The sequence below is a fragment of the Bdellovibrio sp. HCB185ZH genome, from assembly GCF_047302455.1.
Taxonomy (GTDB): domain Bacteria; phylum Bdellovibrionota; class Bdellovibrionia; order Bdellovibrionales; family Bdellovibrionaceae; genus Bdellovibrio.
The window spans coordinates 3,254,460-3,269,543 of the sequence record NZ_CP178624.1 but is presented as its reverse complement, the minus strand read 5'-3'; the positions used below and the strand labels follow the sequence as shown (position 1 = coordinate 3,269,543).

10 protein-coding genes, 2 tRNA genes and 3 rRNA genes are annotated in these 15,084 nt (G+C 46.1%); 4 read left to right on the top strand and 11 right to left on the bottom strand.

What is annotated here, in order from left to right:
- The first annotated feature begins 78 nt into the window (after positions 1-78).
- On the top strand, positions 79-1,182 hold the full coding sequence (locus tag ACLSU7_RS15955) for an OmpA family protein (protein ID WP_413292893.1): 1,104 nt from the start codon (positions 79-81) through the stop codon (positions 1,180-1,182).
- 57 nt (positions 1,183-1,239) lie between these two features.
- Here ACLSU7_RS15955 and ACLSU7_RS15950 read toward each other — a convergent pair whose 3' ends face one another.
- The 4 genes from ACLSU7_RS15950 to ACLSU7_RS15935 form a co-directional block, all read right to left on the bottom strand.
- A complete protein-coding gene (locus ACLSU7_RS15950; protein WP_413292892.1) occupies positions 1,240-2,964 on the bottom strand; it encodes an alpha/beta hydrolase family protein in 1,725 nt (574 codons plus the stop codon).
- A gap of 141 nt (positions 2,965-3,105) precedes the next feature.
- Positions 3,106-3,807, bottom strand: a complete 702-nt coding sequence (locus ACLSU7_RS15945; RefSeq protein WP_413292891.1) for a FliG C-terminal domain-containing protein — start codon at positions 3,805-3,807, stop codon at positions 3,106-3,108.
- A gap of 198 nt (positions 3,808-4,005) precedes the next feature.
- Entirely contained in the window at positions 4,006-4,179 is a 174-nt protein-coding gene (locus tag ACLSU7_RS15940; protein ID WP_413292890.1) for a hypothetical protein, read from the bottom strand.
- A 211-nt stretch (positions 4,180-4,390) separates the two neighbouring features.
- The gene (locus ACLSU7_RS15935; protein ID WP_413292889.1) at positions 4,391-5,536 is read right to left on the bottom strand and encodes a hypothetical protein; all 1,146 of its coding nucleotides are present in this window, start codon (positions 5,534-5,536) and stop codon (positions 4,391-4,393) included.
- 312 nt (positions 5,537-5,848) lie between these two features.
- On the opposite strand from ACLSU7_RS15935, the gene ACLSU7_RS15930 reads away from it, so the two are divergent.
- Complete coding sequence (locus ACLSU7_RS15930) at positions 5,849-6,430, top strand: hypothetical protein (protein WP_413292888.1); 582 nt, start codon at positions 5,849-5,851, stop codon at positions 6,428-6,430.
- 140 nt (positions 6,431-6,570) lie between these two features.
- Here ACLSU7_RS15930 and rrf read toward each other — a convergent pair.
- The 6 genes from rrf to ACLSU7_RS15900 all read right to left on the bottom strand — a co-directional run bounded on the left by rrf (position 6,571) and on the right by ACLSU7_RS15900 (position 12,752).
- Positions 6,571-6,687, bottom strand: a 5S ribosomal RNA gene (rrf, locus tag ACLSU7_RS15925).
- Positions 6,688-6,940: 253 nt separating this feature from the next.
- A 23S ribosomal RNA gene (locus ACLSU7_RS15920) occupies positions 6,941-9,881 on the bottom strand.
- 123 nt (positions 9,882-10,004) lie between these two features.
- Positions 10,005-10,081 (bottom strand) — tRNA-Ile (locus tag ACLSU7_RS15915).
- A 152-nt stretch (positions 10,082-10,233) separates the two neighbouring features.
- A 16S ribosomal RNA gene (locus ACLSU7_RS15910) occupies positions 10,234-11,747 on the bottom strand.
- The 16S, 23S and 5S rRNA genes sit together here with 2 tRNA genes alongside, the layout of an rRNA operon.
- 260 nt (positions 11,748-12,007) lie before the next feature.
- Positions 12,008-12,083 (bottom strand) — tRNA-Ala (locus ACLSU7_RS15905).
- Between the two features lie 153 nt (positions 12,084-12,236).
- A complete protein-coding gene (locus ACLSU7_RS15900) occupies positions 12,237-12,752 on the bottom strand; it encodes a hypothetical protein (RefSeq protein WP_181605019.1) in 516 nt (171 codons plus the stop codon).
- 312 nt (positions 12,753-13,064) lie between these two features.
- Between ACLSU7_RS15900 and ACLSU7_RS15895 the strand changes: the two genes are divergently transcribed.
- Positions 13,065-13,370 carry a cupin domain-containing protein gene (locus tag ACLSU7_RS15895; protein WP_142701298.1) on the top strand — a complete coding sequence of 102 codons (306 nt, stop codon included), beginning with the start codon at positions 13,065-13,067 and terminating at the stop codon, positions 13,368-13,370.
- A gap of 58 nt (positions 13,371-13,428) precedes the next feature.
- On the opposite strand, the gene ACLSU7_RS15890 is transcribed toward ACLSU7_RS15895, so the two are convergent.
- The gene (locus tag ACLSU7_RS15890) at positions 13,429-14,748 is read right to left on the bottom strand and encodes a replication-associated recombination protein A (protein WP_413292887.1); all 1,320 of its coding nucleotides are present in this window, start codon (positions 14,746-14,748) and stop codon (positions 13,429-13,431) included.
- 63 nt (positions 14,749-14,811) lie between these two features.
- On the opposite strand from ACLSU7_RS15890, the gene ACLSU7_RS15885 reads away from it, so the two are divergent.
- Entirely contained in the window at positions 14,812-15,084 is a 273-nt protein-coding gene (locus ACLSU7_RS15885; RefSeq protein WP_413292886.1) for a hypothetical protein, read from the top strand.

The following is a 15,084-nucleotide window of genomic DNA, read 5'->3' as shown; positions in this document are numbered from 1 at the left end:
TATAATTTGCCATGCAAAAATTTGACGATCTTCTTTGGAAGTTCATACTGGAACTGCCATAAAAAAGGAGACTTCGTTATGAAAAAAATTATCATTGCAGCTATTCTGTTAGCAGGAGCCTGGGCCCAAGCTCAGGATCAATCAGCCACTTCCAGCACTCTTCAATTCGGAAAAGAAGCTACTGAAGCGGCACCACGCGGGCTCTTACCATTTATTGGTCTCGGTGGTGGTTACACGGGTTATGATCAAAGTGCCCTTCAAGACGTTGAAGGTACACCAACAACTATTAAATTGTTGGGTTCATGGTATCTGGAAAGTCCATGGGTAATGGACCTAGGTTATGGTTACAACAACCAACAGTTCACTCACTCGACGGCAATGGATACAGCCAATACTGATGGTGCAGCAGAGTTCGCGTTCCGTTATCGTACTGACAACCGTTGGCAGATGGGTGTGGTCGGAAATCAATTCTTCAGCCAAGGTCCGAACTATGCATCCTCTCAAGGCGATGCGATCTTCGCGGGTCTGCAAGTGCTAAAAGAGTTCAACATGTCGCAAGCTTGGTTGGGCCGTCTGGGTGCTCGTGCGATGAGCCTTACTAGTAATAATGGCGACCTTGTGATGATGTATCTAGTGGACTTCCAATTCGGTTGGAATCCAAATGCATACAAAACTACAGTCAGATCAACAGCTGCTGACGAAACAATGGTTCAAGAGGAAGATTTCGTAGCAGAAGAAACAACTGAGACGGCACGTCCAGTGGCTGCGGCTCAACCTGAACCAATCTTGAACGACGTCGCAATGTCGAGCCTTATCGCCGGCAATCAGTCGATCAAATTCAACAGCTCTCAGGTAGCGATGTCCAGTGCGGATCAAAGAAAAGTCGAAAGACTGGCAAAAGCGTTGGATGAGCATTCAGATTTGTATGAACGTGTGGAAGTACGTGGTTTCGCAGATTCCACTGGTTCTGCAGAAATCAACGAAAAGATTTCCCAACGCCGCGCTGACACTGTAGCGAGCGCCCTTGAAAGATACGGCTTGGATTCATCTAAAGTATCTGCAGTCGGCAGAGGCACAGAAGAATCTTTGGGCAGCCGTGCCGCAGACCGCAGAGCTGAACTAGTGTTCATCGGCGTTAAAGATGAAGCAGCACTTCGTGAAGCTCTTTCCACAGTAAGATAAGATAATTCGATAGAGAATTAAGAGATGCAGCTTTCCCCTAAAGAAAGCTGCATTTTTTTATTCAAAAAGTGGACGCCAGCTCAGAACAAAATTAGAACTGCTGGTTCCATTCAGTGGTTTTCCTTCGCTTAAGAATTCAACCTTGGAATTAAACTCGCGAGACAAAGCCTGAGCCTCAACTTCATTTGCAGGAACTCTCGCGCCCATTGCCTTGATTTCAGAGATAGGAATTTCCATCTCTCTTGTCGTCACACAACCTGCAACCTCATCTCCAAAGGGATTTTTAAAGTAGCAGTTCTTGTTCGCGACAAAATTAAACATTCTAAAAGTCACAGTCGCCGTCGGGGATTTCTCTTCGAACTTCCAGGATTGACCAACGTGTTGATAGACATTTGAAATCTTTTTGAAACCAAACTTCCAAGGCATCTCGGAACGTTTATAGTTATCAATAAATTCTGGGCTGTGAGCCATGACGAAGCTACGAAGAACCAAAGCGGCAGTTTGATACCCATAAGCCGCAGAGAAAGCACAATGGCTGCCATAGTTCACATTCACAACACCTGCATTCGCCGCCGTCTCGTAATAGTCGTCGTGCTCAAAAACTTGGGCATTTAGCTTATTACTTACCACATTGTCGTCTTTCGAAGCCCACACCATCAACGGTGTTTGAACTTTATTTGGAAGATTCCAAAAGTTGTTGCTCTTGAAAAATTCTGGAGTGGTACTTGCTACGCCCCGTCTTTGCAAAGATGTGGATGCCATCTCACCCAGGTATCCCGGCATCTGTTTTCTTGGTGGCAACTGGTCTGCTGCAACCATCTCAGGAATATCGGTCAAATAACCGCGGGCTTTCGCAAATTGACTGCGAGTCATGATGTTAAAGACAGGACCGATCACATCATCGCTATAAAGATGTTCCAACGTAGAACGTAAAGAAATCACCGGACAGATAGCCACAGCAGAGCTATAAACTTTCTGACCGTTAGGCATTGGATACATGTCATTGAATGCTGCTCCGAAAACAGCGGCATTCCCACCCAAACTCATACCCATCAAGTGCATGCTGGAAATGCGATCACGATACTCCCACTTCTCACGAAGCCACTTACCGACCATCAAGGACTCGTATCCCTCACTCCAACCACCCAATGAAAAATGGGAGTTGGCGATCAGATAATCCAGTCCTGTTTGATTGGCGAGTAGCACCACATTATAAGGAGTCAAATCGAACAGCTGAATCAAGAATGTTTTCATGAAGGCATTTTGATCTGCGCCACAAAAAACTCCGCACTTCATCACCACCAAAGGACGCGGGCGACTGTCTTGTTTCAAGCCCACGACAGCAGGCACCAAAACTCCATTTGAGAGAGGAATGACGATGCTCTTTACTTGAGGATGTTTAAAGAATTTATAATCATCCAGTGCCATCTTTGCCAGACTCAAAATTCCTCGCGGTGAATTATGCGCAAGTTCCGATTGGCATTTTGTCATAAATTGCTTAACGACTTTGAAGTATTCTTCTGTGGTTCTTTTCTTCGAGAAAAGTTGGTCTTCGAAAAACTTAGGGTCACATTCAGGAGCGACGTCCTTATTGTTTTCCGCTTTTGGAATCTGATTAAAGATTCCAAGGACCGAGGTCGCGGTTGGATCCACGGCCTTTGTCAGTTCCAACAAGAAATCAGATTCATTCTGTTCCTGGTTGATTATCGAGACTTGCGCCAGGGCATCAGTGCCCACCACGACGAAAGATAATGCGATAATTGCGGTTCTTAAGAAAACCATTTGTTACACCTCACGTGCTTCAAATGGCTTATCGGACCTAAGTTTCTGGCATTAACGACAGTTCCCTGTTTGTCAAAATGGTTGACGAAAACAGGAAACCTGTGGAGTTAAAACTCAATTTGATACCCGACGATCGTCGGGCTAAGCGATCTTTTTGATCTGCGCAAGCTTGTCCTTTAAGACTGTATTTTCATGCTTTAGAGCATTCACTTCCGAAGAAAGCTGATTCACTTTTCTTCTTAAGAAGTCTGCTTCCTGACTTGCTGGAGTCGCGGGAGCTGCATCGGAGTCACCCACAATGTTGGGCTTCACATCTTTCTTTGCTACGTTCGCATCTGTTAATGGTGCATGATTCACGTTGAAAGCTGTCGTGTTCAAAATCTCTTCAATGTTTTCAGGAATATGTAATTCCGGATCGACTTTTTCCAAACGGATGATGCCTTGGCCCACAAAGCCACGCACCTCAGTCAGCATTTTAGAAATGCTCGTCCCTTTTTCTGCTGGAGTCGGACTGGCTTCCGCCATCAAATCCGTGATTTTTCTTTTCGAAATCGGCGGTAGGCAGCTGAGTAAAGTATCGATCTGTTCTTGCGGGTTGCCGTGAAGGGCATAAGCCAACGTCATCGGTTGAACGCGCGAAAAGATCTCGACCAAGTACTGGCCTTCCCAACTATACACGCGCGTGATCGTCAGAATTCTTTTGCGAAGCGCTTCTTCCCAAACTGGATTCTCGCCTGCAATAAGTGTTAGAAATTGCTCTCTCTTAGTTGTTGGTGATGTTTCCAACAATTGAAGCAATTGAAAAAACCCGCCCTTTTTTTTGTATCTATCTAGCATTCCCATGTTTGTTATATCGGAAGCCAATTTCAAGACTAAAGGATTAAGACCAGGTAATTCCGTCTCATCCTGAGAAACCGCCCACAGAAAGCTTCCTCACCTTCCTTGACCGATCTATTGTCCAAAACATCTCCGCAAATTTAAAGATTTATCCAAGAAAGTCTCATCTCTATCCACCCCACGCCCCATTCCGACCCACCCCTGTCAAATTTCCTCAACAAAATTTCCAACATTTCCACCCTCTCTTCTCTTCTCTCTCCTCTCTCCTCTCTCCTCTCTCCTCTCTCCTCTCTTCTCTCTTCTCTCTTCTCTCTTCTCTCTTCTCTCTCCTCTCTTCTCTTCTCTCTCGTGTCCTTTCTCCATTCTTGTTGTGTCCATTATTCCTTGGTGCTGTCTAGGAAAGCATTCGAAACGACTTGAAAATAAAAAAGGCGAAGCTTTTAACTTCGCCTTCTCAATTATAATTTTAATTCTTGTCAGTTCTAAAAAAGATGCAGTCTCTGCAAGATGTACTTAATCACTCGCACAAACACTCCCGCCTTGCGAGAGTTTCGTCCAGAGTGTTCGATGGCTTCATTGAAGCATGCCATTAAAGACCACACTTATATGACAAGTTCACCGTCGTACCAGGGGAAAGTGTCTGAGCGAAAGTCAGAACATTACCTGAAACAGAGTGCGCGATGTTTGTGCCCGATACGGTCACTTGCAAATCAGTTGGAGAAGAACAGTTCAACAAGATATCTTTGATTTTGGCTTGGATCGAAGTTTGAATCGTACCCAATTGCCCCGTATAATCGGAAGAGCAGATATCAGCCGACACACCCCACGCAGGGCTTACGTTCGTGAATGATAGGTAAGCCGAGCCAATGGAACCCGTCACCAAGCCACGAGTGTCCTGATTTGGATTATCGCCCAGTACCTGGCTGTTTTGCTGAGCCAAGCAGCTCGAGTCACGAACCACGATCGCATGGATAGATAAAGATGAATATTTAGCATCACCCAATGAAGACTTCACAGATCTAGGCAAAGATGCCGGTTGATCCAAAGCCGCCAATGTATAGTTGCCAGATGAATACAGACCACTTCTTTCATCTTCATCAGACAAGAAGATAATAGACAAGTGAGCATCAGCACGAATGAAACTGCTTGGATTGTTTTGAACAACCAAGTTCGCTGAGTAAATGCCACGCTCATCGCCCGATGGGCAATTCGAAGCATAGCCACTTTGATAACCAGAAGAATTGATTGAGCTTGCACCATTCGCTCTTAAATAGTTCGCGATAAAGTTTTCACAAGTTGCAGTTTCCGGTCTTTGAATAGCGGTATTAAAAAGTGCCAGTCTATTTGCTTGAGACGGAGTGATATACTTAGAACCATCGCCCATTGTGATCAGCTGACCACCTTGAGGAAATTTGCTGCCGCTGATATCCGTCGTCGTAATAGCAATTCGATAATCCACTTTAGAAGCATCAAGATTTTGAATGAAGTTTGCAAATCGAGGCGCCAATCGTTTTTGTTCAAACGACATTGATGCCGAGTTGTCATTAACAATAAGGATGTCGACCTTACCTGAGCCAGCAGTCACAGAGTATGAGTAGCTCTTTTTATTGTTCTGAACCACACAACTTGTCGTGGCATTACAATCTTTGCTGCTGACGCCAAAGTTCACCGGGGAGCAACCCACGTAAAACCCAACGGCAAAAGCCAATGCTGTTAATCTAGTAAGTGTATTCATAGACACCTCTCTCACCCGGATATATCCAATCTCAGTGCCAGAATCCCATCGAACAGCTAAATACTGGTAATTACGCGCGGTTTTTAGTTTCATCAAATTCCGCCAGCGCTCCCCACACCGTCGAAATCTTAGACAACGGCCACTTAAAGGCGTCCTTTCCTGTGCAATTTCAGTATTTTAGCTACCCAAAGGACCCTAGCCCGAAGGAGCGATTTTGGTCTCACCAGCGAAAGCCTTTGAGGAGCCCCCAAATTTTCCCAATAATAGGGACTAGATCGCGCGAACAGGCGCTATTGATAAAAGGACCTCGAGATGGTTTATAAGATTATTGGTTCATTAGTTATTCTAACAGCAGGTATCCTAGCTTTTCTAATTGTGCAAGATGGCCGAACAGGCAGCTTTGTTCGCAGTAAAGCCGAATCCTGTGTGCAATTAACTCCGGCACAACAATTAATTAAGTTAATAAATGACGATATCAACGACCTTCAACACCAAGGAAATCTACCGAAAGAGTGGAATGGCATCGCGACTATTGAATATAAGGTTAGATCTGACTTGGCCAGAACTCTGCTGGGTAGCGAAAAACTCGCTTTGCAAAGAGTTAAAGAAGGTAATTACTATCTAGAAGTAGAAGTCCTCGATATGCCCGACGAAAAAGATCCAGGAATAATCCTTCAAATGAGTCTGAAAGAAATCAAAAGCAAAAACAAAATCTTCGAAATCGGCCGTACTTATCTGATGAGCACCCTCAACAAACAAGCTCCACCGTCCCAGCAAAAATCAGCGGCCACTCCAGCAGCGCCACAACCCCAAGATTCTGCAGCTCAAAAGCAAGCCCCCGCACTTCCCGCCGCTCAGCAAGCTTCACCAGTTCAGAAAGCACCAACGAAGTAGCCGATACATTGCTGAAACATAGCCACGTGACTTGAACAATCTTGGTCGTTATCACTAGCTGCAACTATAAACTAAATATCGTTTTTAATTAGGCATAAAAAAACCCGATCTGTTTCCAGACCGGGTTCGAGTAAAAAAAGAGCTGGCGTCGTGCTACTCTCCCACATGGTCGCCCATGCAATACCATCGCCGCAAGAGGACTTAACTTCTGAGTTCGGAATGGGATCAGGTGTGGCCCCTCTGCTATAAACACCAGCAAAGCGTTTATTAAAACAAAGATGAAGTACGTTTATACTTCGTCGTTCTTCTTTGCAACTTACTTCCAATCCAAATGGAGAAGTTACTTTTTATTTCAGAGAATTGAATGATTGATTTAATTGATTTTTAGCGAGTCGTTGTTAGTTCCAAGTTTTAACTCTCTTACTTATTCAGAGAGCTAGTCTCTCGTTCTCATTTAAGAGAAGTCACTGAGACGAAATCTTCGTAACTTAAAGTTAGAAGAATATTTTTTTAAAAAAGCCTCACGACCTATTAGTACGGATCAGCTGAATACATTACTGTACTTACACCTTCCGCCTATCAACCTCGTAGTCTCCGAGGAGTCTTTAGGGGGCCGAAGCCCCAGTGAAATCTAATCTTGTAGTCTGCTTCCCGCTTAGATGCTTTCAGCGGTTATCAGTTCCGAACATAGCTACCCTGCATTGCTCTTGGCAGAACAACAGGAACACCAGAGGTTCGTCCATCCCGGTCCTCTCGTACTAAGGACAGGTCTACTCAAATTTCATGCGCCCACAGAAGATAAGGACCAAACTGTCTCACGACGTTCTGAACCCAGCTCGCGTACCACTTTAATTAGCGAACAGCTAAACCCTTGGGACCTGCTCCAGCCCCAGGATGTGATGAGCCGACATCGAGGTGCCAAACTCCATCGTCGATATGGACTCTTGGATGGAATAAGCCTGTTATCCCCGGAGTACCTTTTATCCGTTGAGCGATGGCCCTTCCACGCGGGACCACCGGATCACTTTGGCCTGCTTTCGCACCTGCTCGACTTGTAGGTCTCGCAGTCAAGCCCCCTTATGCCAATGCACTCGACGCCTGGTTTCCAATCAGGCTGAGGGGACCATCGCGCGCCTCCGTTACTTTTTGGGAGGCGACCGCCCCAGTCAAACTGCCCACCAGACAGTGTCCCTCTCCTCGTGACGAGGAGCAGGTTAGATTTCAAAGGTGCCAAGGGTGGTATTTCAAGGTTGACTCCACAAGGGCTAGCGCCCCTGCTTCAAAGTCTCCCACCTATCCTACACATGCCAACTCTAAAATCACTGCCAAGCTACAGTAAAGGTTCACGGGGTCTTTCCGTCTTTCTGCGGGTACTCGGCATTTTCACCGAGAATTCAATTTCGCGAGGCATTTGGTCGAGACACCGGAGAAGTCGTTACGCCATTCGTGCAGGTCGGAACTTACCCGACAAGGAATTTCGCTACCTTAGGACCGTTATAGTTACGGCCGCCGTTTACTGGGGCTTCGATTCTCAGCTTCGCTTACGCTAACTAATCCTCTTAACCTTCCAGCACCGGGCAGGCGTCAGTATGTATACTTCGTCTTGAGACTTTGCACATACCTGTGTTTTTGATAAACAGTCGCTACTCCCATTTCTCTGCGACCCGAAAAAGCTTGGGGAGTAAATCCTTACACTCTCGCGGGCACACCTTTTCCCGAAGTTACGGTGTTAAGTTGCCGAGTTCCTTGACCAAAATTCACCCCATCGCCTTAGGATATTCACCCCACTCACCTGAGTCGGTTTACGGTACGAGCTAACAAATCTAAATTTACGAAACTTTTCTTGGATACATGGCTTTTCTCACTTCCGGATCAAAGATCCTCGCATTCACGCCTCAGTGTTATGTGCCGCGGATTTGCCTACGACACCACCTACACGCTTACACCTCAATCCAATAAGAGGCTGAGATAGCCTATACCGTCATTCCTTAAACACAATTTGCTAGGTAACGGAATATTAACCGTTTTGCCATCGATTACGCCACTTGGCCTCATCTTAGGACTCGACTAACCCTGGGAAGATTATCTTTACCCAGGAATCCTTGAGTTTTCGGCGCCCGGGTTTTTCACCCGAGTTCAACGCTACTTATGTCAGCATGATCACTTCTAGTTCGTCCAGCTGTCCTACCGGTCAACCTTCATCCTACGCTAGAACGCTCCCCTACCACTAAAATATAAAATATCTTAATCCAAAGCTTCGGTAACACGCTTAGCCCCGTTGTATCTTCCGCGCAGAGTCACTAGACTAGTGAGCTATTACGCTTTCTTTAAAGGATTGCTGCTTCTAAGCCAACCTCCTAGTTGTCAAAGTAACTCCACAACGTTCTCCACTGAGCGTGCATTTAGGGACCTTAGCTGTTGGTCTGGGCTCTTTCCCTCTCGACGCATGACCTTATCACCCTGCGTCTGCCTGCTGAGGAACATATCTGTGGCATTCGGAGTTTATTTGGGTTTGGTAATCCGGTAAAGACCCCTAGCCCATTCAGTGCTCTACCTCCACGATACTTTTTACTCAACGCTATACCTAAATATATTTCGGGGAGAACCAGCTATCACCCAGTTTGATTGGCCTTTCACCCCTAATCACAGATCATCAAAAGAGTTTTCAACCTCAACTTGTTCGGTCCTCCACGAGGTGTTACCCTCGCTTCAACCTGTCCATGATTAGATCACCGGGTTTCGGGTCTATGCCTGCAAACTAAACGCCCTATTCAGACTCGCTTTCGCTACGACTACACCTTCAACGGCTTAATCTCGCTTGCAAACATAACTCGCTGACTCATTATGCAAAAGGTACGCTATCACCCACGTAAGGGGCTCTAACTGCTTGTAAGCTTACGGTTTCAGTTTCTATTTCACTCCCCTCTCGGGGTTCTTTTCACCTTTCCCTCACGGTACTTGTTCACTATCGGTCACTAAGGAATATTTAGCCTTATGAGGTGGTCCTCACAGATTCCCACAAAATTTCACGTGTTTTGTGGTACTCGGGATGCCGCTAGAGCCTTTGAGCATTTCGAACACGGGGCTATCACCCTATCTTGCCAGACTTTCCAGACTGTTGTTCTATACTCTCCGGTCCCACATCGCGGTCCCACGACCCCTCAATCAAATAAATGATTAAGGTTTAGGCTGTTACCCGTTCGCTCGCCACTACTAGGGTAATCTCGGAATTGATTTCTTTTCCTGAGGGTACTGAGATGTTTCACTTCCCCTCGTTCGCTTCAGACACCTATGTATTCAGTGAATGATATCATAAAATGATGAGTTTCCTCATTCGGAGATCTCCGAGTCAAAGTGTGTGTGCCACTACTCGAAGCTTATCGCAGCTTACCACGTCCTTCATCGCTTCTTAGTGCCAAGGCATCCACCGTAAGCCCTTTGTAGCTTTAAAAAATGGAACTAACCTCGCTAAAAATCAACTAAATCAATCTATTCAATTGTCAAAGAACGAAAACCTAAAAAACGCGAAACTCTCTTATTCACCTCTAACAGACCAACTCAATTTGTTGAAAGTTGGTGGGCCAGGGAAGACTCGAACTTCCGACCCCACGCTTATCAAGCGTGTGCTCTAACCAACTGAGCTACTGGCCCATGTTAGATGCGTATAAGAGTTTTCACTCTTTCAAAACTAAACAGCTAGAAAAGATTTTTGGGACTCACCCACTCGGGAAGAGTGAGTTGACCTAAGATTGTGATTGCTTTTTTCAAGACAAGCTTGAAATGCCGATCACCATAATCCTTAGAAAGGAGGTGATCCAGCCGCAGGTTCCCCTACGGCTACCTTGTTACGACTTCACCCCAATCATCGACCATACCTTGGGCGCCTGCCTCCTTGCGGTTAGCGCAGCGACTTCTGGTACAACCAACTTTCATGGTGTGACGGGCGGTGTGTACAAGGCCCGGGAACGTATTCACCGCGGCATTCTGATCCGCGATTACTAGCGATTCCAACTTCATGGTCTCGAGTTGCAGAGACCAATCTGAACTTAGATAGCTTTTCTCCGATTTGCTCCGTCTCGCGACTTCGCTTCAGTTTGTGACTACCATTGTAGCACGTGTGTAGCCCTAGGCATAAGGGCCATGAGGACTTGACGTCATCCCCACCTTCCTCCGGTTTAACACCGGCAGTCCATCTAGAGTGCCCAACTGAATGCTGGCAACTAAATGCAGGGGTTGCGCTCGTTGCGGGACTTAACCCAACATCTCACGACACGAGCTGACGACAGCCATGCAGCACCTGTGTACCGACCCTTGCGGGCTACGGCGTTTCCGCCAATATTCCAGTACATGTCAAGCCTAGGTAAGGTTCTTCGCGTTGCATCGAATTAAACCACATGCTCCACCGCTTGTGCGGGCCCCCGTCAATTTCTTTGAGTTTTAATCTTGCGACCGTACTCCCCAGGCGGGATACTTAACGCGTTAGCTTCGTCACTGAAGGGGTCAATACCTCCAACAACAAGTATCCATCGTTTATGGCGTGGACTACCAGGGTATCTAATCCTGTTTGATCCCCACGCTTTCGGGTCTGAGTGTCAGTGTCTAGCCAGATAGCCGCCTTCGCCACCGGTATTCCTCTTGATATCTACGTATTTCACCACTACACCAAGAATTCTACTATCCTCTCTAGCACTCAAGCTACGCAGTATCAGATGCACTTCTGGGGTTGAGCCCCAGGCTTTCACACCTGACTTACATAGCCACCTACACCCGCTTTACGCCCAATAATTCCGAACAACGCTAGGATCCCTCGTCTTACCGCGGCTGCTGGCACGAAGTTAGCCGATCCTTTCTTACAGGGTACATTCATTGTGTTATTCCCCTGCGACAGAGCTTTACGACCCGAAGGCCTTCATCACTCACGCGGCGTCGCTGCATCAGAGTTTCCTCCATTGTGCAATATTCCCTACTGCTGCCTCCCGTAGGAGTCTGGACCGTGTCTCAGTTCCAGTGTGACTGATCATCCTCTCAGACCAGTTAAAGATCGTTGCCTTGGTGAGCCATTACCTCACCAACTAGCTAATCTTACGCGGACTCATCTTAGAGCGAAAAACCTTTGACCCCTTGAACCGCAGTTCTTGTGGTCTTATGCGGTATTAGCGAATCTTTCGATTCGTTATCCCCCACTCTAAGGCAGATTATCCACGCGTTACTCACCCGTGCGCCACTAGTACTCACCCGAAAGCTTTCCCCGTTCGACTTGCATGTATTAGGCACGCCGCCAGCGTTTGTTCTGAGCCAGAATCAAACTCTCCAGTTTAAATTCTGTATCAATCAAACTACTAGCTTACGCTTGTATGTTTGTTCGAATATATTTAATTTTGAAATTGTGAATACTAGTTACCCAGTATTCAAAGAGCCCAAAAATCTATTTCTTCTAGCTATTCAGTTTTCAAAGAGCGAAACAAAAATTCGCTGCCTTTCAGCAGCGCGAGGAACAGATATTACTCTGTATTTTGTCCTCGTCAATCACTTTTTTAATTTTTCATCTTTTCGACGAAAGTCCTAAAAAAGGAAATTTGGTGGAGGTAACAGGGATCGAACCTGCGACCTTCTGAATGCAAATCAGACGCTCTCCCAGCTGAGCTATACCCCCGCAAAGTGGGACTGGTTTTCGCTCAGACCCCGAAAAAGGTCAATAGCTTTTTTTCGAAAACTTAATGCAGGCTGAATTCTGCCTAATAAATAAACGAGGTTGGGACCTCGTTTATTTCGAAAAAACTATTTAAATGTATGTAATTACTGAAATTTAGGCTGAAGCTTTGAATTTAGACGCAAGAAGTCGGTTTAACCACTTACGTTCTGCAGCTAAATCGAATCCGACCTTTTCGCCGCCGCTAATAATTGCAAGGTAGACCTTTTTTAGGATCTCAACCTCAGTGTCGTTGCCGTTATCGGCACCCAACGACTCTTCAATCGCTTCGTAAACACTCACTAGGTCCGGAGTGGTTACCACTTTCGGAATGCGGGTCATATCCAAACCAAGAGTTTCGATGGGTTTAAAGCCAATCAATGTCTCAGTTAGCAGGATCTTTGCGCCATTCTTAAAGTTCACTTGAAGAAACGCTTTCCCCTCAGAGTCTGCTCTGTGAAGAACTTCGTTCACGTCTTGAGAACTAAAAGTAAAAAGTTTTCCATCGAGATCCTGGCGCAATTGTACTCTGCCAGTCTCGTTCATTTTCGCACGAAGCCCTTTTGAGGAATCGACAAAATTCAGGATGTGATCAAGTTCAGCGTGTGTCGACTTTGATTTAGAATTGCTCAAAATACCCTCCCCGTAACCGGGCCTTTCCTTAACAATAAAGGTATCGACATCCCAGTGAGGGACTTAACGTCATTTTTAACTTTCTAAAAGATCAGGTCTCTTATCCTGTAACAATTTGATTTATCACTCGGGAAGGTGTTTCAAGGCGAGTCAATCGCGGCGTGACTTGTAACTCATGTTCCGATTTGAGATAAAGAAAGCACCAGAGATCAAGTAACCTTGATTACTTTCTGATGGGTGGAAGATATAGCGTAATTATATCCCTCACCCTGAGGTCACTTGATAACTGGCTTTGACGAAAGAGGCTTATTTATGATTATCACACGCTGGCAAGCACCCCTGGTGCCTAGCAAACAACAAGTTCATATGATTCTCGAGGCCGAGGGCTTGGAACCTTATGATGAAACCTATGCTCCTCAAACTAAGATTCCGGATCATCGCCATCCTTTTGCAGAGGTTCGCATCGTTGTCGCCGGAGAGATGTTGTTTAATATCTCAGGAAATCAGTTTGTTTTACGCCCTGGCGACCGCGTCGAAATTCCCGCGAATACCAAACATACTCACACGTCCCAAGGATCTGCAGAGTGTATTTGTGTTTGCGCACAAAGAGCTATTTAAAATTCTTCAAACTTAATTTGAATACAAAAAAAGGACCTCAAAGGGTCCTTTTTTTTATTTAGATGTCTTTATTTTCTGAACGTTTTTGTTTCATCCAGGCCAAATAATCGCGGATGTTTTTCTCGAATCCATGAGTGGTTGGCTCATAGATTTTTTCCTCCTGAAGCTCTGTCGGCAGATAGGATTGCTCCGTCCACCCCGTGGGATAATCATGGGGATATTTGTAGTCTCGACCATATCCTAAATCCTTGGCCAGAGCCGTTTTTGCCGAACGCAAATGTAACGGTACTGGAAGAGTTTTCGTTTGCTCTACCAAGGCGCGGGCTTTGTGAAGTGCCATATAAGAAGCGTTGGATTTTGGACATGACGCCAGATACGTAGTTACTTGAGAAAGAGTGATGGCTCCTTCTGGTAAGCCAATGGCTTCAACGGCCTGTAAGCCAGCGATAGCGACGGAAATCGCCCGTGGATCGGCATTACTGATATCTTCCGACGCTAAAATGATCAGACGACGAGCGATGAAAACCGGATCCTCTCCCCCATCCAGCATTCGCGCGAGATAATAAACCGCCGCATCGGGATCACTCCCCCGCACACTTTTAATGAAAGCAGAAATCAGATCGTAATGCATTTCTGAATTCTTGTCGTAGCCGATCGGATTCTGCTGAAGAAGTTCGCGCATATCATTAGTGGCCAACGGAGACTCTTCTCCATCTTTCATGAAGCTGTACAGAATTTCGAGGCTATTGATCAAACGGCGCGCATCTCCGTCGGAGAATTGCAGAAGGTTTTCTATAGCTTCGGGTTGGAGAACTTCGCTGAGGGGCTTTTTATATTGTGTCTCAGCACGGGCAACGATCTGGCGCAGGTTTGCTTCACTCAGGCGCTCGAAAACCACCACGCGGCAGCGGCTGAGCAAGGCGCGGTTCAGTTCATAACTTGGGTTTTCAGTTGTGGCTCCCACAAGCACCAGATCGCCCTTTTCGACAAATGGCAAAAGAACGTCCTGTTGGCCTTTGTTGAAGCGATGAATTTCATCTACGAAAAGGATGGTTTTCTGCTGGTATTGCAAGCGGCGGTCATGGCCTGCCTCGCCGATCTCTCGGAGAACTTTTGTTCCCGCCTCGGTGGCGTTGATGTTTTCAAAATGGGCTTTGAAATGCTGAGAAAGAGCGAGAGCAAACGTTGTTTTCCCGGTTCCTGGCGGCCCCCAGATAATGAGACTTGGCAGGTAGCCTTTGCGAAGCATCTGACCCAGTTTAGACTGGGAACCAATGGTCTTTTCTTGACCGATAATTTCGTCCAGGTTTTTTGGACGAAGGATCTCGGAAAGAGGAGACGTGGCTAAAGCTGCGGCTGATGAGGAAAACAAATCCATGCTGGATCTATAGATCATCTGGGCAGTGAAATCCATCCTTTATTAAAAACCAAAGGAGTACGTATGAAAAAACAAACTGTGTTGGTTGTTGTTTTCGGGGCTTTGATTGTTGCCGGTGCTGCATATGCTTCTGAAGCGGTGCGGGTAAAACCCTTGGGAGGATCGATTGATAGTTTTACTTTTGCTGATGGAGCGGTCGTGCAATCAGGGTTTGTTACCAGCGCCAACTCCGGCACTATGAACGTTGTTCAAATTAAGAATCCCAATGGGCAAGTATGTTATGCCGTGACCGGCTCCAGTGGACAATACGCTGCGATTAGCTGCCTTCCGCAATAG

Bases quoted from the DNA above. Each gene is read 5' to 3' on its own strand.
- ACLSU7_RS15955 (WP_413292893.1), top strand. From the start codon at position 79: ATGAAAAAAATTATCATTGCAGCTATTCTGTTAGCAGGAGCCTGGGCC.
- ACLSU7_RS15950 (WP_413292892.1), bottom strand. From the start codon at position 2,964: ATGGTTTTCTTAAGAACCGCAATTATCGCATTATCTTTCGTCGTGGTG.
- ACLSU7_RS15945 (WP_413292891.1), bottom strand. From the start codon at position 3,807: ATGGGAATGCTAGATAGATACAAAAAAAAGGGCGGGTTTTTTCAATTG.
- ACLSU7_RS15940 (WP_413292890.1), bottom strand. From the start codon at position 4,179: ATGGACACAACAAGAATGGAGAAAGGACACGAGAGAGAAGAGAAGAGA.
- ACLSU7_RS15935 (WP_413292889.1), bottom strand. From the start codon at position 5,536: ATGAATACACTTACTAGATTAACAGCATTGGCTTTTGCCGTTGGGTTT.
- ACLSU7_RS15930 (WP_413292888.1), top strand. From the start codon at position 5,849: ATGGTTTATAAGATTATTGGTTCATTAGTTATTCTAACAGCAGGTATC.
- ACLSU7_RS15895 (WP_142701298.1), top strand. From the start codon at position 13,065: ATGATTATCACACGCTGGCAAGCACCCCTGGTGCCTAGCAAACAACAA.
- ACLSU7_RS15890 (WP_413292887.1), bottom strand. From the start codon at position 14,748: ATGGATTTGTTTTCCTCATCAGCCGCAGCTTTAGCCACGTCTCCTCTT.
- ACLSU7_RS15885 (WP_413292886.1), top strand. From the start codon at position 14,812: ATGAAAAAACAAACTGTGTTGGTTGTTGTTTTCGGGGCTTTGATTGTT.